The sequence below is a fragment of the Nocardioides sp. GY 10127 genome (genome assembly GCF_004919085.1).
GTDB lineage: Bacteria > Actinomycetota > Actinomycetes > Propionibacteriales > Nocardioidaceae > Nocardioides.
Window position 1 is genome coordinate 403,326 of record NZ_STGL01000008.1, and the last position, 25,907, is coordinate 429,232.

The following is a 25,907-nucleotide window of genomic DNA, read 5'->3' on the forward strand; positions in this document are numbered from 1 at the left end:
CGGTCAGAACAGGACGCTCCCCATGTCCCAGACCACGCCCCCGACTCCCCGCACCGACGACCCGCACGAGTCGTTCACCCGCATCACGCTCCACCCCGGCCACGCCGGCCCCCGCACCCAGGCAGAGCCCGCGCCACAGCCGCTCGAGACGGTCATGCTCGACGCCGGCGACGTCCTGGACGAGCGCCGCCACTCGCCCGCCTCCTCCCGCGCCCACTCGCAGGTGCCGCCGACCGCCGAGCCCGGCGTCGCGCACCTCGAGCCCGGCCCCCGCCACCAGGCGACGGCCCCCGGCGAGGCAGACACCCACCGGGCCGACCACCGGGCCGACCACCGGGCCGACCGCCGGGCCGGCCTCGGCATGGCGATCGTCCTGGTCGCCCAGCTGATGATCGTCCTGGACGCCACCGTCGTGAACGTGGCGCTGCCGCACATCGCGACCGACCTGGGCTTCGGCCCGGCGTCCCTCTCGTGGGTGCTCAACGGCTACACGCTCGCCTTCGGCGGCCTCCTCCTGCTCGGCGGCCGGCTGGGCGACGTCCTCGGGCGCCTCTCCGTCTTCCGCGTGGGCCTCACGGTCTTCACCCTCGCCTCGCTGCTCGGCGGCCTGGCCCAGACGCCCGGCCAGCTGGTCGCCGCCAGGGCCGCGCAGGGGGTCGGCGCCGCGCTGGCCGCCCCGAGCGTCCTGGCCCTGCTCACCACGAGCGCCAAGGACGAGGCGGCCCGCCACCGCGCGTTCGCCCTCTTCGCCGCCGTCTCCAGCGGCGGTGCGAGCGTCGGCCTGCTGCTCGGCGGCATCGTCACCGACCTCGGCTCGTGGCGCTGGACGCTGTGGATCAACGTCCCGCTCGGCCTGGCCGTCATCGCCCTGGTCGGCCGGTTCGTGAGCGAGACCCCGCGCCGACCGGGTCGCTTCGACGTCCTCGGCGCCCTGCTCGCCACCGGTGGCGCCGTGTCCCTGGTCTACGGGCTCGTCGGTGCGGCCGACCACGGCTGGACCTCCACCCGGACGCTCGACCTGCTCGTCGTCGGCCTCGTGCTCGTCGCCCTGCTCGTGCGCACCGAGCTGCGCCAGGAGGCGCTCGGCCGGGTCCCGCTGGTCAACCCGCAGCTGCTCCGCGACCGCCGCCGCGTCGGCGCCCTCGTGGTCATGCCGCTGATGTTCGGCGCGCAGATGTCGATGTTCTACCTGGTGGTGCAGATCCTCGAGGGCGACCTCGGCTACGGCCCGCTGGCCGCCGGCTTCGCGTTCCTGCCGGTGAGCCTGTCGATCTTCACGGTCTCGCGGTTCGCCCCGCGCCTGGTCGCGCGGTTCGGCGCGCCCGTCCTGGTGACCTCCGGCGCGCTCGGCCTCACCGTGGCCTTCGCGTCCCTGTCCACCTACGACGCCGGCGACGGCTTCTTCCCGCACCTGCTCCTGCCGCTGCTCGTCATCGGCGCCTCGGCGGGCCTGGTGTTCATGCCACTCACCTCGATCGTCATGGCCGGGGTCCGGCCGCAGGACGCCGGCGCCGCGTCCGGTCTGCTGCAGACCGCCCAGCAGCTCGGCGGCGCGGTCGGGCTCGCCGCGGTCGTGTCCGTCTACGCCGCGGGTGCCGTGAGCGGGCAGGTCGTGCCCGGCATGTCGGCCGCGTTCCTCACCGCGAGCGCGTTCGCGGCGGGCGCCGCCCTCGCGGGGGCCTCGCTCACGGTCGCCCACGTGCGGGCCCGCCGCGCGGTGGCCGCGCAGGCCTGAGCCCTCGGCGGACAACGGCCCGCCGCAGCGCTCGCACCCCGTCACACCCCGAGCCCGGGTCCGGTCCGCCGGCCCGGGCTCGGTCGTGTGCACCTCTCGTGAAGCCCGGTACGGGAGTGACTCCTGGGGTTATCGTGCTGGGGCCGCTCCCCTCCGGCCCCTTCCCCGGGCGCCTCTCCCGACCCCTCGGAGTCACGATGCACCGCCGTACGCGCCTGCGCGCACTGCTCACCACCGTCCTCGCCACCCTCACCGTCGTCCCGCTGCTCGCGGCCGGGCTGACGGGCGGCGCCGCCGAGGCCGCCGGCACCGCCACCCGCGACGGCGACCCCACGGTCGTCACGCCCCGCAACTTCACCGGCCTGGCCTTCGACCAGTGCCACACGCAGAGCCAGAAGACGATGAACGCCTGGTGGAAGGCGTCCCCCTACCAGGCAGTCGGCGTCTACATCTCCGGCGCCTCGCGCGCCTGCCGCAGCCAGCCCAACCTGACCGCGACGTGGGTGGCCACGCAGGCGGCCAAGGGCTGGCGCATCCTCCCGATCACGCTCGGGCCCCAGGCGTCCTGCAACCCCCGCTTCCCCCGGTACAAGAACGACGAGACCGTCATCGCCAAGCCCGGGAAGAACGGCCGCTACGACCAGGCCTACGAGCAGGGCGTGGGCTCCGCCTCGCACGCGGTCAACACCGCCTCCGACCTGGGCATCGCCGCCGGCTCGACCCTCTGGTACGACATGGAGGGCTTCAACCTCGGGAGCAAGCACTGCCGCGAGTCCGCCCTCTCCTTCCTGGACGGGTGGACCGACCGCCTCCACGAGCTCGGCTACGTCTCCGGCGTCTACTCCAGCGCCAGCTCCGGCATCAAGGCGCTCGACGGCGCCCGGCAGAACCGGCCCAACCGCTTCGCGCTGCCCGACCGGATCTGGATCGCCGACTGGGACGGCGACGCCACCACCTCCAGCGAGTACATCTCGGACGACGGGTGGTCCGACGGCGCCCGGATGAAGCAGTACCGCGGCGGGCACGACGAGACCTGGGGCGGGGTCACCGTCAACATCGACTCCAGCTACCTCGACCTCGGCACCGGCACCACCGCGCCGGAGGAGGCCTCGGTCTGCAACGGCACCCGGATCGACTTCCAGGACTACCCCGCCCTCTCACCGACCCACACGACGTCGAGCGGCACCACCGTGACACCCAGCGCGTCCCGGGTGAAGGCGCTGCAGTGCGTCCTCAAGCTGGACGGGTTCGCCGGCGGGACCGTCGACGGCGTCTACGACGACGACCTCGTCGCGGTCGTCCGCTCCTGGCAGCGCCACCACGGCTTCTCGATGTCGAGGACCTGGTCGCGGGAGAACTGGGTCGCCGCCCTGTCGGAGTACGCCCAGGGCACGCGCCTGAAGTTCGGCGACGGCAGCAACCAGGTCAGGCGCCTCCAGCGGACGCTCAACGCGGTCTCCGACAAGATCCACACGCCGGTCACCGGCGTCTTCCTCGCCTCCACCGCCACCGCCGTCAAGCAGTGGCAGCGCCGCGTCGGCCTGGACGCCACCGGCGTCGTCACCGCCGCTCAGTGGACGATGCTGCGCACCGGCCAGCGCTCCTGACGCGCTCCCGGCCTGCCGCGGGCCGGCGCCGGTGCCGACGCCGGCCCGTCGGACCCGGAACGGCACGAGCCGGGGCGGCGGAGGGCGGGACCACCAGGTCCCGCTGCTCCGTCGCCCCGGCTCGCGGTGCGTCGGTGGCGCTCCTGCTCAGGCCGAGGCGGCCTGCTCCAGGAACGAGGTGAAGAACCCGAGGCCGTCGGTGCCGGAGCCCGTGAGCTCCTCGACCGCGTGCTCGGGGTGCGGCATGAGGCCGACCACGTTGCCGCGTTCGTTGGTGACGCCGGCGATGTCGCGCAGCGAGCCGTTCGGGTTGAGGTCGAGGTAGCGGGCCACGACCCGGCCCTCGGCCTCGAGCATGTCGAGGGTGGCCTCGTCGGCCACGTACCCGCCCTCGCCGTTCTTCAGCGCGATGGTGATCTCGGCGCCCTCGGCGTAGGCCGCGGTCCACGGCGTGCGGTTGTTCTCGATCCGCAGCCGCTGGTCGCGGCAGACGAACTTCATGTGGTCGTTGCGGATGAGCGCGCCCGGCAGCAGGTGCGACTCGCACAGGATCTGGAAGCCGTTGCAGATGCCGAGCACCGGCAGGCCGCCGTGCGCGGCCGCGACGACCTCGGTCATCACCGGCGCGAAGCGGGAGATGGCACCGCAGCGCAGGTAGTCGCCGTAGGAGAAGCCGCCGGGCAGGACGACGGCGTCCACGCCCTTGAGGTCGTGGTCGCCGTGCCACAGCGAGACGGCCTCGTGGCCGCCGAGCCGGACCGCGCGGGCGGCGTCGACGTCGTCGAGCGTCCCCGGGAAGGTGACGACGCCGACCTTCACGCGCCCGCTCCCGCCACCGCGGCCTCGACCTCGGTCTCCACCCGGACGGTGAAGTTCTCGATGACCGGGTTGCTCAGCAGGGTCTCGGCCATCTGCGCGACCTGGGCGAGCACCTCGTCGGTGACCTCGTCCACGGTCAGCTCGAAGCGCTTGCCCTGGCGGACGTCGCTGACCCCGGAGAAGCCCAGGCGGGGCAGAGCGCCCTGCACGGCCTTGCCCTGCGGGTCGAGGATCTCGGGCTTGGGCATCACGTCGACGACGACGACGGGCACGGCGACTCCTGCGGGTGCGCGGTGGGGTTTCAGGGACGCCGGACGGGCCGGCGCGGCCTCAGTCTAAGCGGCGCGGCCCGATGCACCGAGCCCGCTGCGCACCGCGGACTCCGGACCTACCCTGCTGGCATGTCTCGGCTCCCCCACCGGCTCGGCCCGTCCGTCGTCCCCGCCCGCGTCCCGGCCCCCCTCGCGGCCCCGCTGCTGGCCCCGCTGCTGGCCCCGCTCCTGACGCTGGCGCTGGCCGCCGGTCTGCTGGTCGGGGCGGTGCCCGGCACGGCGTCCGCCACGACCACCGGCACGCGTGCCGCGCGGCCGCTGGACGGCGTGACGGTGGTGATCGACCCCGGCCACCAGCTCGGCAATCACAACTTCCCCGACGAGATCAACCGGCTCGTCAACGCGGGCGGGTTCAAGAAGGCCTGCAACACCACCGGCACCGCCACCAACGGCGGCTGGCCCGAGGCGACGTTCACCTGGCAGCTGGCGGTGCGGGTGCGCAAGCAGCTGCGCCGCCTCGGCGCGGTGGTGCGGCTGACGCGGCACAGCAACTCCGAGGACGAGTGGGGCCCGTGCATCAACACCCGGGGCCGCGCCGGGGCGAAGTACGACGCCGACCTGATGATCTCCCTGCACGGCGACGGGACCACGGTGAAGGGCGCCCGCGGGTTCCACGTCATCCGGCCGACCTACCGCAAGAAGTGGACCGCCGACATCTTCAAGCCGAGCCGCCGGCTGGCCCGGGTGCTGCGGCACACGCTGGTCCACCAGGGCTTCCGTAAGGCCAACTACGTCGCCGGCGGCACCGGCATCGACGCGCGGGGCGACCTCGGCACGCTCAACCTCTCCGACGTCCCGACCGTGATGCTCGAGGCGGGCAACATGCGCAACAAGCGGGACGCCCGGCTCATGCACCGCGCGAAGGGGCAGAAGAGGTACACGGTGGCGCTGGTCCGTGCCGTCCGCCAGTTCACCGACTGACCCGCCCACGCCCCTCCCCGCCGGACTCATGGCCGGCCCACAGGGACGGGCCTGTCCGGCGTTCCCAGCGGCCGGGCAGACTGGCCGCATGAGCGCCAGCCACCCCCGCCGCCTGACCGCCGACGTCTTCCGCCTCGAGTTCCCGCAGTCGCTGGCCACCTACGACGACTACGCCCAGGCCCAGCGCACCGTCGACTACCTCTCCGACGAGAAGTTCCCGGTCGAGCACTGCATGATCGTGGGCACCGACCTCAAGCGGGTCGAGCGGATCACCGGCCGGCTCACCACCGGCCGCGTGGCCGCGGGCGGCGCGGCCTCGGGCGCGTGGTTCGGCCTCTTCGTCGGCCTGGTGCTCAGCCTGTTCTCCAGCGACGGCACCCTGCTCGGCACGCTCGTCCCCGCCATGGTGATGGGCGCGCTGTTCGGGCTGATCTTCACCCTCATCAGCTACGCGCTGACCCGAGGCCAGCGGGACTTCTCCTCGGTCTCGCAGGTGGTCGCCACCCGCTACGAGGTGCTGGTGGAGCACAAGGTCGCCGCGCAGGCCCGCGAGATCCTCGCCGGGCTGCCGGGCGCGCTGCCCAACCCGTTCGCCTGAGCCGCCAGTTCCCGACCCTGCGCGGGGCGGTCGCGGCTCAGTCCCGGTGCACCGCGTTCTGCGCGACGACGATCCCCATCGCCAGGCCCAGGCCGGCGAGCGCGGGGCCGAGCACGGCCTTCGGTCCGTCCGTCGCGGCCTCGCCGCCGAACCAGCCGTAGGCCTCGCCCGTCCACAGGACGCCGGCCGCCAGCATCAGCAGGGCCAGGACGCTGAACACCACGTACTTCACGCGGGAGAGCGTAGTGGCCCGGCCGGCGCGGCCGGGCCCCACGTGGCTCGGCTCAGCTGAGCTCGCGCTTGAGGATCTTGCCCGTGGCGGTCATCGGCAGCGTCGGGACGAGCTCGACCACGCGCGGGTACTTGTAGGCCGCCATCTGCTCCTTGCCCCAGGCCAGGAGCTCGGCCTCGGTGATCGCGGCGTCCTTCTCCGGGATGATCACGGCCTTGATCTCCTCGCCGTGCTCCTCGTGCGGGATGCCGATGACCGCGGCCAGCGAGACCGCCGGGTGCGTCATCAGCACCTCCTCGATCTCGCGCGGGTACACGTTGAAGCCGTTGCGGATGATCATGTCCTTGGACCGGTCGACGATGTAGTAGTACCCGTCGGAGTCCTGACGGCCGAGGTCGCCGGAGCGGAACCAGCCGTCGGGGCTGAGGACGGCGTCGGTGGCGTCGGGGCGGTCGTAGTAGCCCTTCATGACGCAGTGGCCCTTGATCGCGATCTCGCCGACCGACGTCATGCCGTTCTCGTCCAGGTCGCCCGGGATGTCGCTCCACTCCCCCGGCGTGGGGTCGATCAGCTTCATCTCCACGCCCCGGATCGGCAGCCCGATCGAGCCCACCCGCACCGGCTGGCCGTAGGGCGAGAAGGACGCCACGGGCGAGGTCTCGGAGAGGCCGTAGCCCTCGAGGATCGTCACGCCGAACTGCTCCTCGAACTTGCGGTGCACCTCGACCGGGAGGGCCGAGCCGCCGGCCGCGGCGACGCGGAGGTTCTTGGAGAGGGTGTCGACGTCGATCTCGGGGGTGAGCGCCCCCAGCAGGCCCCAGTACATCGTCGGGACGCCGGCGAAGAACGTCACCTGCTCCTTGAGCATGAGGCCGAGGGCGGGCGCCGCCTCGAAGCGCGGCAGCATCACGACGGTGCCGCCGAAGGCGAACCCGCCGTTCTGGATGACGCTCTGGCCGAAGGAGTGGAAGAGGGGCAGCACGCACAGGTAGGTGTCGGGGTTCTCGGCGTCCGCGCCGAAGAGGTACTCGCCGGCCAGGGCGTTGTCGCGCATGTTGCGGTGCCGCAGCTCGGCGCCCTTGGGCTGCCCGGTGGTGCCGGAGGTGTAGAGGATGACGGCGGTGTCGTCCTCGTCGGTGACGACCGTGTCGAAGGTCGGGGCCTGGCCCGCCATCGCCTGCCCGAGGGTCGTGGTGCCCTCGATCGGGGACGGGGCGGTCGGGTCGGCGGTGATCATGAAGAAGTGCTCGCAGGCGTCGGCGGCCTCGAAGCCGGCGTGGCCCTCGGCGCCGATCGGCAGCTCCGGCGTCCCCTGGAAGCAGAAGTAGGCCTTCGCGTCGGAGTCGGCCAGGTGGTAGGCCACCTCGCGGCCCTTGAGCAGGACGTTGAGCGGCACGACGGAGGCCCCGGCCTTGAGGATGCCGAAGTAGACGATCGAGAAGTAGGGCAGGTTGGGGCAGGAGAGCGCCACCTTGTCCCCGTGGCCGATGCCCCGCGCGGCCAGCGCGTTCGCCACCTGGTTCGCCGCCCCGTCCACCTGGGCGTACGTGAGCCGGGTGTCGCCGAGGACGACGGCGTCGCGGCCCGGGAAGGACGCGGCGCTGTGCTCGAGCAGGCTGGCGAGGTTGTAGTCCGACACGAGAGTGGCCTCCGTCACGTCCGGGTGTGATGCGGACAACCTACCCAGGAGTCACAAGCAGGTCCACGGGGGGCCGGTCCGGTGCCGCGGAGTCAGCCGGCGTCGCGCAGGAGGATGGCCGCGGCCCGCTTCAGGTCGGCCCGCACGGCCGGGACGGAGGCGAACGTCGCGGCCAGGCCGAGCACCCCGAGGGCCTCGATCCGGAACCGGAACCCGACGTCGCAGGCGGTGCCCGCGGCCGCGGGCGTGAACGCGAGGTCGAGGGTGGCCGTGACCCCACGCCAGCGGCCCGACTCGGCCCACAGGTGCGGACGCTCGAGCAGGGTGGTGCGCATGGCGGGGCGCAGGCCGGGCACCGTCACGTCGACCCAGGTCTGACCGACCCGCGGCTCGCCCTCCACACCGGTGACGGCGCGCAGCGACGACTGCCACGCGGGCCGGTTCGCCGGGTCGACGAGGTAGTCGAACGCGACGTCCTGCGGGACGCCGAAGCGGACCCTGCCCGAGCCGTGCCGCGCGACCACCCCGGCCCCCTCAGAAGGTCTGGCCGGTGAGGAGCTCGAAGGCCTCGACGTAGCGGGCGCGGGTGCGCTCCACGACCTCGGCCGGGAGGGCGGGCGGACGCTCGCCGGAGGCCTTGTCCCACCCGGACTCGGCCGAGAGCGCCCAGTTGCGGACGATCTGCTTGTCGTAGGACGGCTGGGTGCGGCCCGGCTGCCACTGGTCGGCCGGCCAGAACCGCGAGGAGTCGGGGGTGAGCACCTCGTCCGCGAGGATCGTGCGGCCCGCGGCGTCCCGCCCGAACTCGAACTTGGTGTCGGCGAGCAGGATGCCGCGCTCGCGGGCGATCTCCTCGGCCCGGCCGTAGACGGCGAGCGTGAGGTCGCGCAGGTTGGCCGCGTCGGCCTCGCCGATGGTCGCCGCGACCGCCTCGTAGGAGACGTTCTCGTCGTGGTCGCCCAGGTCGGCCTTCGTGGCGGGGGTGAAGATCGGCTCGGGCAGGCGGCTGCCGTCCACCAGGCCGGCGGGCAGCGGGACGCCGCAGACCTCGCCGGTGGCGGTGTAGTCGACCAGCCCGGAGCCGGTGAGGTAGCCACGGGCCACGCACTCGACCGGGAACATGTCGAGCTTCTCGCAGATCACGGCGCGGCCCTTGACCGAGTCCGGCACGTCCGTGGAGACCACGTGGTGCGGGACGAGGTCCTTGAGCTGGTCGAACCACCACAGGGACATCCGGGTGAGGATCTCGCCCTTGTCGGGGATCGTCGTGTCGAGCACGAAGTCGAAGATGGAGAGCCGGTCGCTGGCCACCATGAGGAAGCGGCCGGTGTGCTCGCCCTCGGTGACCTCGTACAGGTCGCGCACCTTGCCCGAGTGGACGTGGCGGGTGCCGGGGATCGCGGGGGCGGCGGGGATGTTCAGCTCCGTGCTCACGGGGCCAGCCTAGGACGTGCGACGGGTCGGCTCGACGCCCGCGCGTCCCAGGACCGGAACAACGCGGGCCCGAGCGCCCGGCTGCCTGCGTCGGCGCAGGTCAGCGGCGTGCTGCTCGGGCCGCCACCGCGTTGTTCCGGTCCTGCGACGTCAGGTCGCGCTGCCTCGGCGCCAGGGGGCGGGCCGGCCGTGGAGGAACCAGTCCATCTTGCGGGTGATCCACGGGAGGCCGAAGTAGACCATCAGCGGGGTCAGCACCACGATCGTCGAGAGCAGCCGCAGCGGCAGGGGCAGCGCCTGCACCCAGCCGAGGTGCAGCGCGAGGAAGTTGACCACCAGGGACGCCGGGTAGAACACCAGGAAGATGGTGATGGCCTGCTTCCAGCGGGGCGGCGGGGGCGGGGCGTCGGCGAGCACCTGGGCGGTCGGGGCGTCGAACCAGCCCTCGATGCCGGACCGCTTCTCGGTGCCGACCTCGCGCACGACGAGCCCGACCGCGGACTCGCGCCACCAGTGGCGCTGCGGCGACTCCTCCCAGGCCTTGAGGGCGTCGGCGTCGGCGAACCGGTAGAGCGCGTGCCAGGTGTCGTGGCCGGGCGCGGGGCGGACCCAGCCGACCCCGAGGAAGCCGGGGAAGAGCTGGGCGAGGGACTGTCCGGCGGTCAGCCAGGAGATCATCTCCGCCTCGCGGGACGGGTCGACGACCCGCGAGACGCAGACCGTCACGGCGTCGGGGTGGACGTCGGTGACATGGTCGGGAGGGGCATCCGTCATGGCACCCATGGTCGCGGTGACGGGCCCCGGACGCACCTCGGGCGGGGGTGGGACGCCTCACGGGCGGCGGCCCGCCCGTGCCGGTGGGTCAGGCGGCCGGTGGGTCAGGCGGCCGGCGGGTCAGGCGGCCGGCGGGTCAGGCGGCCGACGCCTGGCGCTTGGCGTGCACGGCCATCGCCAGCGCCGCACAGAGCAGCAGGGCCTCCACGACCAGGGCGGCGCTCACGCCGTCCTCGGAGGTGAGGCGGGAGCCGACGATGCCGTAGACGGAGACCGCCAGCGCCGACCCGATGGCCTGCCCCATGCGCTGGCCCGTCTGCACGGCCGCGCCGGCGGCCCCGCCCATCGCGGGCGGCACCTCGGCGAGGGTGAGGGCCATGTTCGGCGAGACCACCGCGCCGGAGCCGATGCCGCCGATGAGCAGGGCGGGCAGGATGACCAGCCAGAGCCGGTCGGTGGGGGCGACCTGGACGAAGACGGCCACGGCCAGGACCCCGAGCATCAGCACCGAGAGCGCGGCCACGGTGATGACCCGGCCGAGGTCGGTGACGAAGCGGCCGGCGATCGGCGCGGCCACGGCCGCCCCGACGGCGAACGGCATCATCGTGAGGCCGGCCTGGAGCGCGGAGTAGCCGAGCGCCTCCTGCAGGTGCAGCGAGACGACGAGCATGAAGCCGACGTAGCCGGTGAAGTACAGCGCGCCGACCGCGAGGCCGTTCACGTAGCCGGGCAGGCCCTGGAGCAGGCGCAGGTCGAGCAGCGGCGGACGGCCGAGCCGCTGGACGCGGGCCTCCCAGCGCACGAACGCCCACAGGCCGAGCGGGACGCCGACGAGCATGACCAGCGGCAGGTAGCGGTCGCTCTCCAGGCTCACCACGGGGTACAGCAGGCAGACCACGGCAACGCCGAGGAGCAGCGCGCCGAGCACGTCGATGCGCGGGTCGGGCCGGTCCTTGCGCGGCAGGACCCGCGGCACCAGCAGCAGGACGCCGAGCAGCCCGATCACGCCGATCGGGATGTTGACCCAGAAGACCCAGCGCCAGCCGGACGCGCTGCCCGCGACGGCGATGATGAGGCCGCCGATGACCGGCCCGAGCGCCTGGGCGCTGGCCACCGTCATGCCGAAGACGCCGAACGCCTGCGCCCGCTCCCGACCGCGGAAGAGGACCTGGATGAGGCCGGAGTTCTGCGGGGTGAGCAGACCGGCCGAGGCGCCCTGCACGAGCCGCGCGAGCACGACCGTCCCGGTGGTCGGCGCGAACCCGACCGCGGCGCTGGAGAGCACGAACGCGGTGATGCCGATGAGCATCATCCGCCGGCGGCCGTAGGCGTCCCCGAGGCGTCCGCCCGCCACGAGCGTGAGGCCGAAGGTGAGCGCGTACCCGGAGACGACCCACTGGATCTCGCCCTCGCTCGCGCCGAGCCCGCTGCTCATCGAGGGCAGCGCGACGTTGACGATCGAGACGTCCAGCAGGGCCATGAAGCCGATGACGAGCGAGACGCAGAGGATGCGCCAGCGGTGGGGGTGGGGCACGTAGTCGTCGGTCACCGCTGCTGCCGTCGTCTCCGCCACCACACCCTGATGATTCACCACACCGAACATGTTTCCCCCTCCCGGGGGTCCCAGGCAGTGAGGTGCGGCACGCCCGGCGCGCACCCGCCGGGCACCGGGCGGGCTCCCGACGGCCCCCGGACGCACGAGGTGCGGGGCCCCAGCGGGACCCCGCACCTCGTGCGGAACGGCGGTGTCGGCTCAGCCGGTGTTGCGCAGGCCGGCGGAGATGCCGTTGATGGTGAGCAGCAGCGCGCGCTGGAGGTCGCTGTCCAGGACCGGCTCGGGCTCGTCGCCGGCGGTCGCGGCGGCGGCACGGGAGCGGGCCAGCAGGGAGACCTGCAGGGCGTGCAGCGGCGCCAGGTAGGCGTCGCGCAGCTCGAGGGTCTGGCGCAGCACCGGGGCTGACTCCAGGAGGGTCTTCTGCCCGGTCACGCGCAGCACCTCCTCGACGGTCCGCTCGTGCTCGGCCCGGATGAGGTCGAACAGGCCGCGCGACTCCTCGGGGACCAGCGTGTTGACGTAGCGCGAGGCGATGTCGAGGTCGGTCTTGGCCAGCGTCATCTGGACGTTCGACAGGAACGTCCGGAAGAAGTTCCACGACCCGTACATCTCGGTGAGGGCCTTCTCGCGGCCCTGCTCGCGGGCGGCGGCGAGGCCGGAGCCGACGCCGAACCAGCCGGGCAGGATGATCCGCGACTGGGTCCAGCCGAACACCCACGGGATGGCGCGCAGGTCGTCGAGCCCGCCCTCGCCGCCGGGGCGCTTGGAGGGACGCGAGCCGATGTTGAGCTTGCCCAGCTCGTCGACCGGGGTGGCGGTGACGAAGAACGGGACCAGCGCCGGGTCGCGCACGACGGCCCGGTAGGCCACCTGCCCCTGCGAGGCCACGATGTCCATCGTGGAGTCCCAGCCGTCGAGCACGGTGCGCGGCAGCAGCGAGGTGCGGTGCAGCACCGACGCCTCGATCACCGCCGAGAGCGCGTTCTCGAGGTTGTAGCGGGCCAGGCCACGCAGCAGGTACTTGTCCGAGATGACCTCGCCCTGCTCGGTGACCTTGATCGGGCCGGTGAGCGAGCCGTACGGCTGGGAGAGGATCGCCTCCGCGCTGGGGCCGCCACCGCGGCCCACCGAGCCGCCGCGGCCGTGGAAGAGCCGCAGCTGCACGCCGTGCTTGGCGGCGATGTCGCGCAGGCCGCGCTGGGCGCGGTGGATCTGCCACTGGGACGCGGCGATGCCGGCGTCCTTGGAGGAGTCCGAGTAGCCCAGCATGATCTCCTGCACGTCCCCGCGCGCCTTGACGACGCGGCGGTAGGACGGGTCGGAGAGCAGCCCCTCGAGCAGCGGCCCGGCCAGCTCCAGCTCGGCCACGGTCTCGAACAGCGGGGCGAAGCCGAGCCGCGCGGAGGCGGGCTCGGTCTCGGAGCCGGTGTCGACCAGGCCGGCCTCGCGGGCCAGCACCACGACCGCGAACAGGTCGTCGATGTCGTGGGTCATGGAGACGATGTAGGTCTCCACGACGTCCGGGCCGAAGGTGTCCTGGGCCTCGCGGATCGTCCGCATGAGCGAGAGCGACTTCTCGGCCTGCCCGTCGCCCAGGTGGGTGCCGGAGGCGACGAGCGGACGCCGGCCGGCCATCTCGGTCGAGAGCGTGGTGATCCGCTCGGCGTGGTCGAGCTCGCCGTAGGGGGTGTCCAGCTCGCCGAGGCGGTCGTAGAGCTCGGCGAGGGCCGCGTGGTGCTTGGCGGAGTGCTCGCGCACGTCCAGCGTGGCCAGGCCCATCCCGAAGGCAGTGGCGGTGCGGATGAGGCTGAGCAGCGAGCCGTCCGCGAAGAGCTTGTCGCCGACCTCGAGCATGGAGTCGCGCATGAGGCACAGGTCCGCGACCAGCTCGTCGAACGAGGCGTAGTCGCGGCCGGGCTCGTGCGGGGTGCCGTTCACCAGGCGGTCGCGGGTGCGGATGAGGCGCACGCGGACGAAGCTGAGCTTCATCCGGTACGGCTCCTCCGCGTTGAGGCGACGGACCTTCTCGTAGGTGATCGGCAGCGCCTCGGCGTCCGCCTCGAGAGAGGCCTGGAGCGCCGCGGAGATCGGGACGATCCGGGTGGAGGCGGACGACTCGGTGAGCTCCTCCTCGACGAGGTCGATGAGCCGGCGCAGACCGAAGTCGTGCTGCTGGCCGAGCACGTCGAGGGTGACCTCGGGGGTGACGAACGGGTTGCCGTCGCGGTCGCCGCCGGCCCAGGCGCCGAAGCGCAGCGGGCGGGCGTCGGCGGGCAGCTCGATGCCGATGGTGGCGAGCTGCTCGTGCAGCTCCTCCATCAGGCCGGGGACGACGTGGCCCTCGAGCTGGGTGAGGTAGTAGATCGCGGTGCGCGACTCGTCCTTGGGCTGCGGCTTGGCGATGCGCAGCTCGTCGGTCTGCCAGAGCATGTCGACGAGCTGGGCCAGGCGCCGGTCGGCGCGGGCCTTGGCGGAGCCGGTGGCGCGCGGGTCCTCGGCGGCCTGGACGGTCTCGGCGACCTTGCGCAGCAGGCGCAGCACGGTGCGGCGGGACGCCTCGGTGGGGTGCGCGGTGAAGACCGGGCGGTACTCGACGCGGGCCAGCACCTCGCGCACCTCGTCGAGCGAGATCGTGCCGGCCTCGACGGCCTCACCGATCTTCTTGACGGTGGCGGCGAGCGGGCCGTCCTCCGACGCGCTGAGCTCCTGCCAGCGGTGGAGCTGCTCGGTGACGTTGACCAGCTGGAAGTAGGCGGTGAACGCACGGGCGAGGACGACGGCCGTGGCGTCGTCCTGCTCGGCGAGCAGCGCCTCCAGCCGACCGTCCTCGGGCGTGCGCGCCAGGTGGCGGGCCTCCTCGACGAGGGCCAGGAGGTCCTCGCCCTCGTGCCGGCTCAGGGCGTCGCCGAGGAGCGTGCCGAGCTGACGCACGGAGGCGCGGAGCGCCGCGTGCTGCTCACCGCTGCTGACCGCCTGGGCGAAGTCCGCCACGCGCGGCTCGCGCCGGTCCGCGGCGATCATCTCCTCGGGGGTGGGGTCCTCTGGGGTGTCGGGGGCCATGTGGCCCATCCTTGCGCGCCGGGCCCAGGAGCGGCACCCCGGGTTCGGGTGGCAAGACCGTGGGCACGATCACGCTGCGCGTGGCCCGGGGCCGGGCGGGGTCAGCGCCTGGGCCGTCCCGGGGAGCGTCAGAGGATGGCGCCCGGGCTGTAGACGGCCGCGTCCGGGTGCTCGGCGCACAGCTCCTCGACCGCCCGCACGACGGCCTGGGTCTGCGCGACCGCGGCCCCGGTGAAGGTGATCGGGTCGGCCACCAGGGCCTGGAGCTGGTCGGGGGTGAGCCCGAGGCGCTCGTCGGCGGCGAGCTTGGCGAAGACGTCGTTCTCGGCCTGGCCGGCGCGCATGGCCAGCGCGGTGCCGACCGCCGCCTCCTTGATCGCCTCGTGGGCGGTCTCGCGGCCGACGCCGTTGCGCACGGCGGCCATCAGCACCTTGGTGGTGGCCAGGAACGGCAGGTAGCGGTCGAGCTCGCGCTGGATGACGGCGGGGAAGGCGCCGAACTCGTCGAGCACCGTGAGGAAGGTCTGGAAGAGGCCGTCGACGGCGAAGAAGGCGTCGGGCAGCGCCACGCGACGGACGACCGAGCAGGAGACGTCCCCCTCGTTCCACTGGTCGCCGGCGAGCTCGCCGACCATGGAGAGGTAGCCGCGGGTGACGACCGCGAGGCCGTTGACGCGCTCGCACGAGCGGGTGTTCATCTTGTGGGGCATGGCCGAGGAGCCGACCTGCCCCTCCTTGAACCCCTCGGTGACGATCTCGTTGCCGGCCATGAGCCGGATGGTGGTGGCGAGGTTCGAGGGCGCCGCGACCGTCTGCACCAGGGCGGAGAGGACGTCGAAGTCCAGGCTGCGCGGGTAGACCTGACCGACGCTGGTGAGCACCCGCTCGAACCCGAGGTGCGAGGCGACCCGGGACTCCAGCTCGGCCAGCTTCTCGGCGTCCCCGTCGAGGAGGTCGAGCATGTCCTGCGCCGTGCCCATGGGGCCCTTGATGCCGCGCAGCGGGTAGCGGGCCAGCAGGTCCTCCACGCGCTCGACGGAGACCAGCAGCTCGTCGGCGACGCTGGCGAACCGCTTGCCGAGGGTCGTGGCCTGGGCGGCGACGTTGTGGGAGCGACCGGCCATCACGGTGGTCTCGTGCTCGGAGGCGAGCCGGGCGAGGCGGGCCAGCGAGGCCACGGCGCGGTCGCGGACCAGCTCGAGGGACTGCTTCACCTGGAGCTGCTCGACGTTCTCGGTGAGGTCGCGCGAGGTCATGCCCTTGTGGATGTGCTCGTGCCCGGCGAGCGCGCAGAACTCCTCGATGCGCGCCTTCACGTCGTGGCGCGTCACGCGCTCGCGGGCGGCGATCGAGGCCAGGTCGACGGCCTCCTCGCCCTGGGCGACGACCTTCTCGTAGGCCTCGACGACCCCGTCGGGAACCTCGATGCCGAGGTCCTTCTGGGCCTTGAGCACAGCGACCCAGAGCTGGCGCTCCAGCACGATCTTGTGCTCCGGCGACCAGATGGCCGCGAGGTCGGCGGCGGCGTAGCGGGTGGCGAGGACGTTCGGGACGGTCACGCGCTGGATTCTCCCACGGATGGCGGGTGACGCGGGGCTTGGGAGACCTGGTCGAAACCGTGCAGCACCCACGGGCGGCCGGGGCCGTGCGTGACGCGGGTCGCTGCGCAGGCGGGGAACCAGGGTCCGGCAGGGGCCAGGTCGAGGGTGAGGGGCTCGACCGCGGCGTCCCCGACTCCGCCGGGCACCGGCTCCGGGCGGCCGGGCCTGGCACCGGTGATCTCGGCCCCCTGGACGACGATGCCCGCGACCGTCGCGATCAGCGGCTGCGGACCGTACAGCCTGAGCACGGCCCTCAGCGTCGCGGAGGCGAACCGGCCCAGGGGCCAGGGGCCCCGCAGCCGCTCGCGCTCGGTGGCCGCGTCGGGGCCGGCCGGGAACGCTCGTCGGGTGACGAGGAGCAGCGGGATCGCGAAGGCGTCCAGGTCGCGTGGCCCCAGGCGGGGGCGGAGGGCGAGCGCCAGGACGGCGCGGGTCTCGAAGAGGAGCGCCGAGGAGGTCCTGATCGGGGTGCCCGCCCAGCCGTTGTCCAGCAGGTGGCGGGTGGAGCGCTCGGGGACCCCCTCGCCCGCGAGCAGCTCGCGCGCCTGACGACCGGTGAGGAACGGCGGCAGGGCGGCCGCCGCCTCGGCGCGGAGGCGCGCGGCGTGGTCCTCGTCGTAGACGACCCGTGGTCCCGGCCCTGGTGCCGGCCCTGGTGCTGACATGGAGGCGACGCTAGGGACGCCTGGTCGGTCTGTCAGCCGCCGTTCGCCGCGCCTGTGGATAACCGTCGGTGCGGCGGTGCGGCCGGGCCCCTGCGCGCTGCCGAGGCGCGGGTCCCCTCCCGAGCACTCGGAAGTGGGGCCCGGGTGGGCGCAACTACCGACCGCATGCCGCCGACCCCCACCCCATCAGTAGATGGGCCCGGCCGGGCCCCATTAGCGAGTCGGCGGACTCGGGTCAGGTGCAGTCGGTAGTGGAACCCAGGCGGGCCCAACTACCGATGGGGCCTGAGCACGTTCGCTGCCGTCGGTAGATGGGCCCAGGCGGGCCCCACTACTGATGGGGCCTGAGCGCCTTCACTGCCGTCGGTAGATGGGCCCAGGCGGGCCCAACTACCGATGGGGCCTGAGCGCCTTCACTGCCATCGGTAGATGACCCCAGCCGGGCCCCACTACCGAGTCGGCGGCCTCGGGTCGGGTGGAGTCAGTAGTAGGGCCCGGGCGGGCCCCACTGCCGAGTGCTCAGAGGTGGGCGGCCTTGAGGGCGATGTCGGTGCGGTGCTGGGCGCCGTCGAACGAGATCTCACCGACCCCGGCGTAGGCGCGGTCGCGGGCGGCGGCCAGCGAGGTGTCCACGGCCACCACGGCCAGCACGCGGCCGCCCGCGGTGACGACCTCGCCCGCGTCGGAGAGCGCGGTGCCCGCGTGGATCACGTGCACGCCCTCGAGCGCCTCGGCGGCGTCGAGGCCGGCGATCACGTCGCCCTTCGAGGACGACTCCGGGTAGCCGGCCGAGGCCATGACGACGGCGACGGCGTTGCCGTCCTTCCACGCCGGCGCCGGCACGGAGTCCAGCGTGCCGTTCGCGGCACCGAGCAGCAGCGGGGAGAGGGGCGAGTCGAGCAGGGCGAGGAGCGGCTGGGTCTCCGGGTCGCCGAACCGGGTGTTGAACTCGACGACACGGGTACCGCGGGACGTCAGCGCCAGGCCCGCGTAGAGCAGACCGGTGAACGGGGTGCCGCGGCGGGCCATCTCGTCGACGGTCGGCTGGAGGACGTCCCGCAGCACCTCCTCCACGAGCCCCTCCGGCGCCCACGGCAGGGGCGTGTACGCGCCCATCCCGCCGGTGTTGCCGCCCTCGTCGTTGTCGAAGATGCGCTTGAAGTCCTGCGCCGGCTGCAGCGGGTAGACGGTGGTGCCACGCTCCTCGTCCCAGCCGCAGATCGCGAAGAGGGAGACCTCGGGGCCGTCGAGGTACTCCTCGATGACGACCCGCTCGCAGGCGGCCGCGTGGGCCACGGCCGCGTCGCGGTCGGAGGTGACGACGACGCCCTTGCCGGCGGCCAGGCCGTCGTCCTTGACCACGTAGGGGGCGCCGAACTCGTCGAGGGCGGCGGCCACCTCCTCCGCGGTCGTGCAGGTGTACGCAGCGGCGGTCGGGACGCCGGCGGCGACCATGACCTCCTTGGCGAACGTCTTGGAGCCCTCGAGCTGCGCAGCCGCACCGGACGGGCCGAAGACCGCGACCCCGCGGGCGCGCACGACGTCCGCGACGCCCGCGACGAGCGGGGCCTCCGGGCCGACGACGACGAGGTCCGCACCCAGCGAGACCGCCAGGTCGGCGACGGCCTCGCCGTCGAGCTGGTCGACGTCGTGGAGGGTCGCCACGGCAGCGATCCCGGGGTTGCCCGGGGCGCAGTGGACCGCGGCGACGGCCGGGTCGGCCGCGAGGGCCCGCGCCAGCGCGTGCTCGCGCCCGCCGGTGCCGATGACGAGACAGGTCAGGGACGCATCGCTCACGGGCGGCAATCCTACGAGGAGGTCGGCCCGGCGCCCATCTCGTCGAGCAGCTCACCGAACAGCGCCAGCGACTCCCGGGCCGACTCCTCGTCCAGCAGCGTCACCGCGAAGCCGTTCTGGAGCAGCACCCAGTCCCCCACGTCCGCCTCCGGCAGGTAGGTCAGCCGCGTGGTGCGACGGGCGTCCCCCTGCTCCACCACGGCCGAGCGCAGCGGCGGCACCCCGCTCACCTCCACGATCCTCGCGGGCACTCCCAGGCACATCTCAGGCCTCCTCGGCGACGGTCAGGTGCATGCCGCCCACCGGGGCGGAGGAGCAGGGCAGGCACGGGTCGGCAGCGCGGACGGCGGCCTCCAGACCCGACCCCACGCCCGCCCGCAGCAGCGCGGACAGCAGCTCCCCCAGCCACCGCTCGTTCTGCGCGGTCGGGGTGGTGATCCGGGCGTCGGCCAGCCGGCCGTCGGCGTCCGCGACGTACAGGTGCACCAGCAGCCCGCGCGCGCCGTCGACCCAGCCGACGCCCGTGCCGCCCGCAGCCGGCGGGACCACCGGCGGCGCGGTCATGTCGTCGGCGGAGGTGAGTGCCGGGTCCTCCAGGAGCGCCGCCGCCACCTCCAGCGCGTGCAGCAGGACGACGGCCCGGGCGGTCGTCGCCCCGCCGGCCGCGGCCCCGGGCCGAGCGGCCAGCCACGCCCGGCGGGCCCGCTCGGCCCGCGGCGTGCTGAGCGCGGCCACCCGCAGCTGCGCCAGGGGGCCGACCCGGTAGGCCCCGCCGACCCGCCCGTCGCCGGGCGTGCCGAGGTAGGTGAGGAACGTCCGGGGCGCGCTCGCGCCGGGCCGCTCCTCGCTCACCAGGGCCGGCCAGGCCGAGGGCGCGACGTCGGCGACGACGAGTCGGCCCTCGGCGTCCCGGCCGCGCAGCCGGGTGCCGAGCAGGTCGAGCCGGCCGTCCTCGTCCACCAGCGCCAGGTCGTGGCCGGCGAACGGCGGCAGCCCGTCCCCCTGCTCCGCCGAGGCGGCGCCCCGCAGGAGCGCGGCGGCCGCGTCCAGGGCGTCGGCGACCGGGCCGCGCAGCCCGGCCACCCGGGCGGCGTCGAGCGGGCCGGTCGAGCCGCCCGGCACCGCGCAGACGGGGAAGTGTCGGTCGCCCGAGGCCGCCGCCACCAGGCGCGTCGCGGCCGCGTGGACAGCCCGTGCCTCGGGGCCGGAGACGTGCGTGAGGTGCCGCGCGTGCTCCTGCGCGACCGTCGCGTGGTGGAGGAGCCGCCGGCGGGCCCGGGCCGTCGCCGAGGACACGTCCAGCCCGGTCAGCGACTCCAGCGCGCGGACGCCGGCCAGGTGGTGCGCGGCCGGGCAGATGCCGCACAGCCGCTCCACGATCCGCGGCACGTCGGTCACCGGCCGGCCGCGCAGCAGCGGCTCGATCCGCGGCAGCGAGTCCAGCGCGAACCGCGCCTCCGCCCACGCACCGTCCGCCCCGCGGCGCGCCAGCACCTGCGCGGCGTCCGCGTCGACCACGGCGTCGAGCCGCAGCGTCCGGGTGCTCACGCGGCACCCCCCGTGGCGCCCGCCGGCGACAGACTGACCAGTGCCAGACTGATCCCGTGCACGAGCTCGGCCTGCTGGCATCGGTGGTCACCGCGGTCGAGGACGCCCTGACCGACCGGCCGGGCACCGTCTCCGCGGTCGGTCTCACGGTCGGCACGATGAGCGGCGCCGAGCCGGTCGCGCTGGACGCGGCCTGGCCGATGGCCAGCGCGGGCACCCGTCTCGCCGGGGCGCGGCTCGTGGTCGAGACCGTCCAGGCCGCCGTGGCCTGCCCGACGTGCGCCCGCGACGTCGAGGTCGACGAGCTCTACGCCTGGCGCTGCCCGGTGTGCGACACCCCGGCCGGGGCGATCAGCCGCGGCAAGGAGCTCTCCGTGGCCTGGGTGGACGTCGAGGAGACGGCCGAGGAGACGGCCGCAGGCCCCACCGACGACCCCACCGACGGCTGAGCCCGTCACCGCTCCCACCAGCCCTCCAGCACCTCCCGCGCGACGCGCAGCGCCTCGGGCACGGCGGCCTCGACGACCGGCGTGAGGCCCCAGGCCAGGTCCACGAACGACGGCACGACCCCCACGACGCACATTCGCTCCGGGTCGGCCCGCAGCAGCCGCGCCCCGACCAGGACGTCGAGCAGCCCGACCTGGTGCGGCGAGAGCTGGGTCCGCAGCAGCCGCGGCAGCTGGTCGCCGTCCAGCCGGACCACGTCGCCCGGCTCGCGCCGCCCCGCGCCGGTGCCCCCGGGCGCGACCGCGTCCAGCACCAGCAGGCTCGTGGCGTCCTGCACCAGCGGCAGCAGCGAGAGGCCGATCGTGCCGCCGTCGACGTACTCGACTCCGTCGGCCAGGTCGAGGCCCATCAGCTCCTCCAGGAGCCGCAGGCCGACGCCGTCGTCGCCCATGAGCGGGTTGCCGATGCCGAGCACGGCCGTCCCCGTGCCGTCGAGCCGGCCGACGCGCACCGGCACCGGCCCGTCGAACGTGGCCGGCGAGGACGCAGGCGCCGCGGGCAGGGTGAGCAGCGGAGGAGAGGTCGTCACGTCACACGTCCGGGAGGTCGACGGGGTGGGCACCGCGGCGGATCCACACGCCGCCGTTGATCATCGAGGAGAGGCCGCCGTGGCGCTCGAGGGTGTCGGCGCGCACCGCCATGTAGATGTGCACGACCAGGAAGACCCAGAAGAAGATCATGATCAGGTAGTGCACGAGCCGCACGACGGGGATGCCGCCGAGCAGCGCCCCGGGCCACGCGAAGGCCGCCCAGAACGCGGACTCCGGCTGGTAGAGGCCGTAGAGGCACAGGCCGGTCAGCACCTGGGCGATCGCCATGACGTAGATGCCCGTGTAGGCGAGCTGCTGGAGCGGGTTGTGCGCGACGAAGGTCGGCGCGTGCCCGGCGTCCGCGACCGCGTAGTGCCGCAGCGTGTGCCACAGCAGGTGCAGGTCGCGCCGGCTCTTGACCGGCCACAGGGCGGTCCAGCGGACGAACCGGTTGCGCGAGCCGACGAGCTGCCAGGCGCGGATCACCCCGAGCCCGATCCAGGCCCAGGCCCCGACGTAGTGCAGGAGCCTGATCCAGCCCATCGTGTAGGTCGTGGTCGCCGTGCCGTCCCCGCCGCCCAGGAGCGGGTCGGCGATGAGGAAGCCGGTGACGGTGAGCAGCACGATGGCCAGCACGTTTAGCCAGTGCAGCGCCCGCAGGCTCGCCGGCCACAGCGGCACGCGGACCCACTCGGCGGTCGAGGCCGAGACACCGCGGCGGAACCCGGTCGCCCCGGCCGCGCGCACGGGCACCAGGCCCACCAGGTCGAAGCGTCCCGCCTCGCCGTGCTCGACCGGAGCGAGTGCCACGGCCAGCGGCCGCCACCCCCGCGACTCCACGTAGGAGGCGTTGCGGCGCAGCAGCAGCCGGCGCTCCATGCTCGGGCGGACGGCGTGGGCCACCGCCCCGAGCTCGCCGCGCAGCACCTCGATCTCCCCCGAGCGGGCACCGTCCGGGTAGAGCAGACCCGTGAGCCGGGTGCGGCTGTAGCGCCGCGACGGCGTGGCCGGCTCGTGGGCGAGCACCCGGACCCGGCCGAGCACGTCCGCGCAGGTGCACCCCTCCACCTCGTGCGCGTCGGTCTCGTGGGCCTCCTCCAGCAGGACGCAGAGGGCGGCCGCCAGCGCCTCGTCCACCGCGTCCGGAGCCGGCGCCTGCTCGCCGAGCGCGTCGGCGAGCACCGCGGTCACGGGCTCCGGGCAGGCCGCGGCCGCGAGGGCCGTGACCCGGGAGGCGGCGACGGTGCCGACCGAGATCGCCGAGGCCACCTGCACCTCGACCCGCGGCGGCTCCGCCGGCGTGCCGGCCCGCCTGTCCTCGTCCGCGACGGTGCTCATGACGTGGTCACCGAGACGATCTCGGCGCCCTCCGGGTCGAGCACGTGCACCGCGCACGACATGCACGGGTCGAAGCTGTGGATGGTCCGCAGCGCCTCGAGCGGGGCCTTCGGGTCCACCAGCGGGTGGGTGTCGAGCGTGAGCGACTGCTCGTACGGCCCCGGCTTGCCCTCGGCGTCGCGCCCGCCGGAGAGCCAGGTCGTCGGGACGACGGCCTGGTAGCGCGCCACCTCGCCGTCCTCGATCGTCACCCAGTGCGAGAGGTTGCCGCGCGCGACCTCGATCATCCCGAAGCCGGACGCCTGCGAGGGCCACGTCTTCGGCTCCCACTTCTCGGCGTTGAAGACGTCGGTGGTGCCGGACGCCACGTCGGCGGTGAAGGCGGCCCAGGTGGCGTCGCGCATGAGCTCGGCGGCCGTGACCGCCTCGATGGCGCGGGTGAGGATGCGACCGGCCGTGGAGTTGAGGTCCTTCAGCTCGATCCGCAGCACCTTCAGCGCCTCGTCCACGAGCTCGACCGTGCGGTCGTGGCCCTGCGCGTACGCCATGAGGACGCGGGCCAGCGGGCCCACCTGCGTGACCCGGCCGTCGTAGCGGGGCGACTTGGACCAGGTGTACCGGTCCTCGTCCGCGATCCACTCCCACGGCAGCTCGGGGCCGGTGTAGTCGGGCTCGGTCTCGCCCTTGCTGGGGTGCAGGCCGGCGTCCGGGTCGTCCTGGGAGTACCACGCCGAGGTCACGTACTCCGCGATCTTGTCGGTGTCGATGGGGTGCACCGTGGAGAGGTCGCCGTCCAGCAGGACGCCGCCCATGACCGGGCTCAGCGAGGGCAGCGTCCGGGTGTCGTTCGGGTCGCCCTGGAAGACCGCGCCGGCCATGCCGGCCGCCAGGTAGGTGTCGGCGGCCCGACCGATGGAGAACCACGGCTTGTAGGCCTTCATCAGCGCCAGGACGTCCGGGTAGTAGCAGTCCGTGACGAACGTGACCGTGTCGTCGATCCACGCGGTGATCGAGTCGATGTCGACCTGGTTGACCGCCGTCTGGGAGTCGACGTCGATGGAGCAGGCCATGCCCCCGACCAGGAAGTTCGGGTGCGGGTTCTTGCCGCCGAAGACGGTGCCGACGCGGATCATCGTCCGCTGGAACTCCAGCGCGTCCAGGTAGTGCGCGACGGCCATGAGGTCGGCGGCCGGCGGCAGCTCGTAGGCGGGGTGGTCCCAGTAGCCGTTGGTGAAGATCGACTCCTGGCCGCTGGCCAGGATCGAGGTGAGCGTCTCCTTGACCTCGGCCATCCGCTCCACGGAGTTGCCGGTCCAGGTGGAGCCGGCGTTCGCGGCGAAGGCGGCGGCCGCCGCCGGGGAGGCCTTCGCGGCGTTCGGGACGTTCACCCAGTCCAGCGCCTGCAGGTGGTAGAAGTGCACGACGTGGTCCTGCACCGTCTGCGAGGCCAGGACGAGCTCGCGGATGCGCTGGGCCTGGATCGGCGGGGCGTAGTCGAGGGCGTCCTCGACGGCCACGACGGACGCCACGGCGTGGACCGCCGTGCAGACCCCGCAGATGCGCTGCGCGAAGGCCCACGCATCGCGCGGGTCGCGCCCCTTGAGGATCATCTCGATCCCGCGGAACTGGGTGACCTCGCACCAGGCGTCGGAGACGGCGCCGTCGGCGGCCTCCAGCTCCATCCGCAGGTGGCCCTCGATGCGGGTCAGCGGGTCGATGACGACGCGGGTGGTGGACATCAGCTCTGCTCCTCGGTCGTCTCGTCGGGTGCCTGGTGCCGGCCGCCGAGGCCGGGGCGGCCCTGCGGGGTGGGCAGCCAGACCTTGTCGGTGTCGCCGAAGGCGACCAGCGGGGCGTCGCCCGCGTCCTTCCGGTTCCCCTGCCAGCGGCGGACGCCGGTGGCGGCGGAGTGGATCGCCACACCGCCCGCGGCCACGCCGAGCAGGCCCAGCCCGACCTTGTTGGCGGTGGCCTCCACGCCGGGCAGCTCGACGTCCGGGAGCTCGGTGTAGAAGGGCGTGAAGGTGTCGAAGAAGTCCTTCTCGGTGCAGCCGATGCAGGGGTGGCCGGACCCGATGGGCCAGCTGGTGCCCAGGTTCCACTGCACGACGGGGCAGGGGCTGAAGGTGCTCGGGCCCTTGCAGCCGACGTCGTAGAGGCACCAGCCCTGCTTGGCGCCCTCGTCGTCGAAGGTCTTCACGAACTGCCCCGCGTCGAAGTGCGCGCGGCGGGGGCAGGTGTCGTGGATGCGCTGGCCGTAGGCGAAGGTCGGGCGGCCCTCGCTGTCGGTCTCCGGCAGGTCGCCGTTGGCCAGGATGTAGGTGATGGCGGCGACGATGACCTCGCCGATGGGCGGGCAGCCGGCCACGTTGAGCACCGGTTTGTCGGTGATGATCTCCTCGACGCCGACGGCGCCGGTGGGGTTCGGCTTCGAGGCCTGGACGGAGCCCCACACCGCGCAGGCGCCGACGGCGAGCACGGCGGTGGCGTTCTCGGCGGACTTGCGCAGGACCGTCTCGGCCGACTCCCCGCCGATGACGCAGAAGGCGCCGTTCTTCGTGGGCACCGAGCCGTTGACCACGAGCACGTGGTCGGAGGCGTTCGCGTCCTCGAGCGCCTTGTTCGCGGCGTCGCCCGAGGCGGCCATGAGCAGCTCGAGGTAGTCGACGGAGAGGAGCTTGAGGACGACGTCCTCGACCGTGGTGCCGCCGGCGCGCAGGAGCGACTCCGAGCAGCCGGTGCACTCCTGGAGCTGGAGCCACACCACGACGGGCTTGGTGACCTTCTCCAGCGCGCTCGCGATCTCCTCGGCCGTCGGCGTCGCGCCGCTGGCCGAGCCGGCCCATCCGGCGACGGGCGCGCCGACCGCGAACACGGCCGCCATCCGGCTGCAGAAGGCCAGGAAGGAGCGGCGTGAGACGCCGGCCCTCGCCAGGTTCTCTCCCAGCGTCTTCTCCCGCCAGACGACCGCCTCGGCCGCCGGCACGGGAGAGCTGTCCAGCGTCATTCCAGCCCCCTTGCCAGATCCCCCTCCCCGGTTGCCGGAGAGGCACACCCGAGCACCGTACGGCGGCCGGAGCACGGCGGCGGGCGGCAGCAGGCCCGACCTGAGAGGACTGCCGAACGCACCTTTCGGGACCTTCGCCACGGGCTCGGCCGCTGGCCGACCGCTAGCGACCGTTCGGCGCAGCGCTTCCACTGAGCGAGAGGATCGC

The 25,907-nt window shown here is 73.7% G+C and carries 23 protein-coding genes; 5 read left to right on the forward strand and 18 right to left on the reverse strand.

The features are described 5' to 3' along the window. The first annotated feature begins 22 nt into the window (after positions 1-22). Both E8D37_RS16535 and E8D37_RS16540 read left to right on the forward strand, forming a co-directional pair. A complete protein-coding gene (locus tag E8D37_RS16535) occupies positions 23-1,735 on the forward strand; it encodes an MFS transporter (protein ID WP_240770504.1) in 1,713 nt (570 codons plus the stop codon). Between the two features lie 197 nt (positions 1,736-1,932). Next, positions 1,933-3,342 (forward strand): glycoside hydrolase domain-containing protein, encoded by a 1,410-nt coding sequence (locus E8D37_RS16540; protein WP_136570886.1) that lies wholly within the window; start codon positions 1,933-1,935, stop codon positions 3,340-3,342. 147 nt (positions 3,343-3,489) lie between these two features. Here E8D37_RS16540 and purQ read toward each other — a convergent pair whose 3' ends face one another. Together purQ and purS are read right to left on the reverse strand one after the other, a co-directional pair. Then, a complete protein-coding gene (gene purQ, locus E8D37_RS16545; RefSeq protein ID WP_136570887.1) occupies positions 3,490-4,161 on the reverse strand; it encodes a phosphoribosylformylglycinamidine synthase subunit PurQ in 672 nt (223 codons plus the stop codon). Further along, complete coding sequence (gene purS, locus E8D37_RS16550; protein ID WP_136570888.1) at positions 4,158-4,433, reverse strand: phosphoribosylformylglycinamidine synthase subunit PurS; 276 nt, start codon at positions 4,431-4,433, stop codon at positions 4,158-4,160. Before purS ends, purQ begins: the two co-directional genes overlap by 4 nt. 129 nt (positions 4,434-4,562) lie before the next feature. Between purS and E8D37_RS16555 the strand changes: the two genes are divergently transcribed. Beyond that, positions 4,563-5,414 (forward strand): N-acetylmuramoyl-L-alanine amidase, encoded by an 852-nt coding sequence (locus E8D37_RS16555; RefSeq protein ID WP_136570889.1) that lies wholly within the window; start codon positions 4,563-4,565, stop codon positions 5,412-5,414. A gap of 88 nt (positions 5,415-5,502) precedes the next feature. Beyond that, a complete protein-coding gene (locus E8D37_RS16560; RefSeq protein ID WP_136570890.1) occupies positions 5,503-6,012 on the forward strand; it encodes a general stress protein in 510 nt (169 codons plus the stop codon). A gap of 37 nt (positions 6,013-6,049) precedes the next feature. Here the strand turns inward: E8D37_RS16560 and E8D37_RS16565 are convergent, their stop codons facing one another. The 12 genes from E8D37_RS16565 to E8D37_RS16620 form a co-directional block, all read right to left on the reverse strand. Then, positions 6,050-6,244 (reverse strand): hypothetical protein, encoded by a 195-nt coding sequence (locus E8D37_RS16565; RefSeq protein WP_136570891.1) that lies wholly within the window; start codon positions 6,242-6,244, stop codon positions 6,050-6,052. A gap of 52 nt (positions 6,245-6,296) precedes the next feature. Continuing rightward, the gene (locus E8D37_RS16570) at positions 6,297-7,883 is read right to left on the reverse strand and encodes a long-chain fatty acid--CoA ligase (protein ID WP_136570892.1); all 1,587 of its coding nucleotides are present in this window, start codon (positions 7,881-7,883) and stop codon (positions 6,297-6,299) included. 92 nt (positions 7,884-7,975) lie between these two features. Then, positions 7,976-8,407, reverse strand: coding sequence for an SRPBCC family protein (locus tag E8D37_RS16575; RefSeq protein WP_136570893.1), 432 nt, complete (start codon positions 8,405-8,407; stop codon positions 7,976-7,978). Positions 8,408-8,417: 10 nt separating this feature from the next. After that, positions 8,418-9,317: a phosphoribosylaminoimidazolesuccinocarboxamide synthase gene (locus E8D37_RS16580; protein ID WP_136570894.1), complete on the reverse strand. Its 900-nt coding sequence runs from the start codon at positions 9,315-9,317 to the stop codon at positions 8,418-8,420. Positions 9,318-9,467: 150 nt separating this feature from the next. Further along, the gene (locus E8D37_RS16585; protein WP_136570895.1) at positions 9,468-10,091 is read right to left on the reverse strand and encodes an antibiotic biosynthesis monooxygenase; all 624 of its coding nucleotides are present in this window, start codon (positions 10,089-10,091) and stop codon (positions 9,468-9,470) included. A gap of 136 nt (positions 10,092-10,227) precedes the next feature. Continuing rightward, positions 10,228-11,640: an MFS transporter gene (locus E8D37_RS16590; protein ID WP_240770505.1), complete on the reverse strand. Its 1,413-nt coding sequence runs from the start codon at positions 11,638-11,640 to the stop codon at positions 10,228-10,230. A 204-nt stretch (positions 11,641-11,844) separates the two neighbouring features. Further along, positions 11,845-14,706 (reverse strand): phosphoenolpyruvate carboxylase, encoded by a 2,862-nt coding sequence (ppc, locus tag E8D37_RS16595; RefSeq protein ID WP_206055804.1) that lies wholly within the window; start codon positions 14,704-14,706, stop codon positions 11,845-11,847. A gap of 128 nt (positions 14,707-14,834) precedes the next feature. Next, on the reverse strand, positions 14,835-16,265 hold the full coding sequence (purB, locus tag E8D37_RS16600) for an adenylosuccinate lyase (RefSeq protein WP_206055805.1): 1,431 nt from the start codon (positions 16,263-16,265) through the stop codon (positions 14,835-14,837). Next, the gene (locus E8D37_RS16605) at positions 16,262-16,972 is read right to left on the reverse strand and encodes a hypothetical protein (protein WP_136570897.1); all 711 of its coding nucleotides are present in this window, start codon (positions 16,970-16,972) and stop codon (positions 16,262-16,264) included. The genes purB and E8D37_RS16605 overlap by 4 nt, the downstream gene beginning before the upstream one ends. 519 nt (positions 16,973-17,491) lie before the next feature. After that, positions 17,492-18,754, reverse strand: coding sequence for a phosphoribosylamine--glycine ligase (gene purD / locus E8D37_RS16610; RefSeq protein WP_136570975.1), 1,263 nt, complete (start codon positions 18,752-18,754; stop codon positions 17,492-17,494). Positions 18,755-18,780: 26 nt separating this feature from the next. After that, positions 18,781-19,032 carry a HypC/HybG/HupF family hydrogenase formation chaperone gene (locus tag E8D37_RS16615; RefSeq protein WP_136570898.1) on the reverse strand — a complete coding sequence of 84 codons (252 nt, stop codon included), beginning with the start codon at positions 19,030-19,032 and terminating at the stop codon, positions 18,781-18,783. 1 nt (position 19,033) lies between these two features. Then, positions 19,034-20,317, reverse strand: coding sequence for a nickel-dependent hydrogenase large subunit (locus tag E8D37_RS16620; RefSeq protein ID WP_168929793.1), 1,284 nt, complete (start codon positions 20,315-20,317; stop codon positions 19,034-19,036). Positions 20,318-20,373: 56 nt separating this feature from the next. Here E8D37_RS16620 and E8D37_RS16625 point away from each other — a divergent pair, with 56 nt between their 5' ends. Continuing rightward, on the forward strand, positions 20,374-20,766 hold the full coding sequence (locus tag E8D37_RS16625; RefSeq protein WP_136570900.1) for a hydrogenase maturation nickel metallochaperone HypA: 393 nt from the start codon (positions 20,374-20,376) through the stop codon (positions 20,764-20,766). Positions 20,767-20,771: 5 nt separating this feature from the next. Here the strand turns inward: E8D37_RS16625 and E8D37_RS16630 are convergent, their stop codons facing one another. From E8D37_RS16630 to E8D37_RS16645, 4 genes are read right to left on the reverse strand one after another with little or no spacing between them, the layout of a single operon-like run. Beyond that, positions 20,772-21,353, reverse strand: coding sequence for a HyaD/HybD family hydrogenase maturation endopeptidase (locus E8D37_RS16630; protein ID WP_206055807.1), 582 nt, complete (start codon positions 21,351-21,353; stop codon positions 20,772-20,774). A 1-nt stretch (position 21,354) separates the two neighbouring features. Next, complete coding sequence (gene cybH / locus E8D37_RS16635) at positions 21,355-22,692, reverse strand: Ni/Fe-hydrogenase, b-type cytochrome subunit (protein ID WP_136570901.1); 1,338 nt, start codon at positions 22,690-22,692, stop codon at positions 21,355-21,357. Further along, positions 22,689-24,431: a nickel-dependent hydrogenase large subunit gene (locus E8D37_RS16640; protein ID WP_136570902.1), complete on the reverse strand. Its 1,743-nt coding sequence runs from the start codon at positions 24,429-24,431 to the stop codon at positions 22,689-22,691. The genes cybH and E8D37_RS16640 overlap by 4 nt, the downstream gene beginning before the upstream one ends. Beyond that, positions 24,431-25,699 (reverse strand): hydrogenase small subunit, encoded by a 1,269-nt coding sequence (locus tag E8D37_RS16645; protein ID WP_136570903.1) that lies wholly within the window; start codon positions 25,697-25,699, stop codon positions 24,431-24,433. Before E8D37_RS16645 ends, E8D37_RS16640 begins: the two co-directional genes overlap by 1 nt. Positions 25,700-25,907: the final 208 nt, after the last annotated feature.

Coding starts and splice junctions, on each gene's coding strand:
- ppc (WP_206055804.1), bottom strand. CDS start 14,706: ATGGCCCCCGACACCCCAGAGGACCCCACCCCCGAGGAGATGATCGCC.
- E8D37_RS16585 (WP_136570895.1), bottom strand. CDS start 10,091: ATGACGGATGCCCCTCCCGACCATGTCACCGACGTCCACCCCGACGCC.
- E8D37_RS16605 (WP_136570897.1), bottom strand. CDS start 16,972: ATGTCAGCACCAGGGCCGGCACCAGGGCCGGGACCACGGGTCGTCTAC.
- E8D37_RS16640 (WP_136570902.1), bottom strand. CDS start 24,431: ATGTCCACCACCCGCGTCGTCATCGACCCGCTGACCCGCATCGAGGGC.
- E8D37_RS16540 (WP_136570886.1), top strand. CDS start 1,933: ATGCACCGCCGTACGCGCCTGCGCGCACTGCTCACCACCGTCCTCGCC.
- E8D37_RS16560 (WP_136570890.1), top strand. CDS start 5,503: ATGAGCGCCAGCCACCCCCGCCGCCTGACCGCCGACGTCTTCCGCCTC.
- E8D37_RS16645 (WP_136570903.1), bottom strand. CDS start 25,699: ATGACGCTGGACAGCTCTCCCGTGCCGGCGGCCGAGGCGGTCGTCTGG.
- cybH (WP_136570901.1), bottom strand. CDS start 22,692: ATGAGCACCGTCGCGGACGAGGACAGGCGGGCCGGCACGCCGGCGGAG.
- E8D37_RS16535 (WP_240770504.1), top strand. CDS start 23: ATGTCCCAGACCACGCCCCCGACTCCCCGCACCGACGACCCGCACGAG.
- E8D37_RS16555 (WP_136570889.1), top strand. CDS start 4,563: ATGTCTCGGCTCCCCCACCGGCTCGGCCCGTCCGTCGTCCCCGCCCGC.
- E8D37_RS16615 (WP_136570898.1), bottom strand. CDS start 19,032: ATGTGCCTGGGAGTGCCCGCGAGGATCGTGGAGGTGAGCGGGGTGCCG.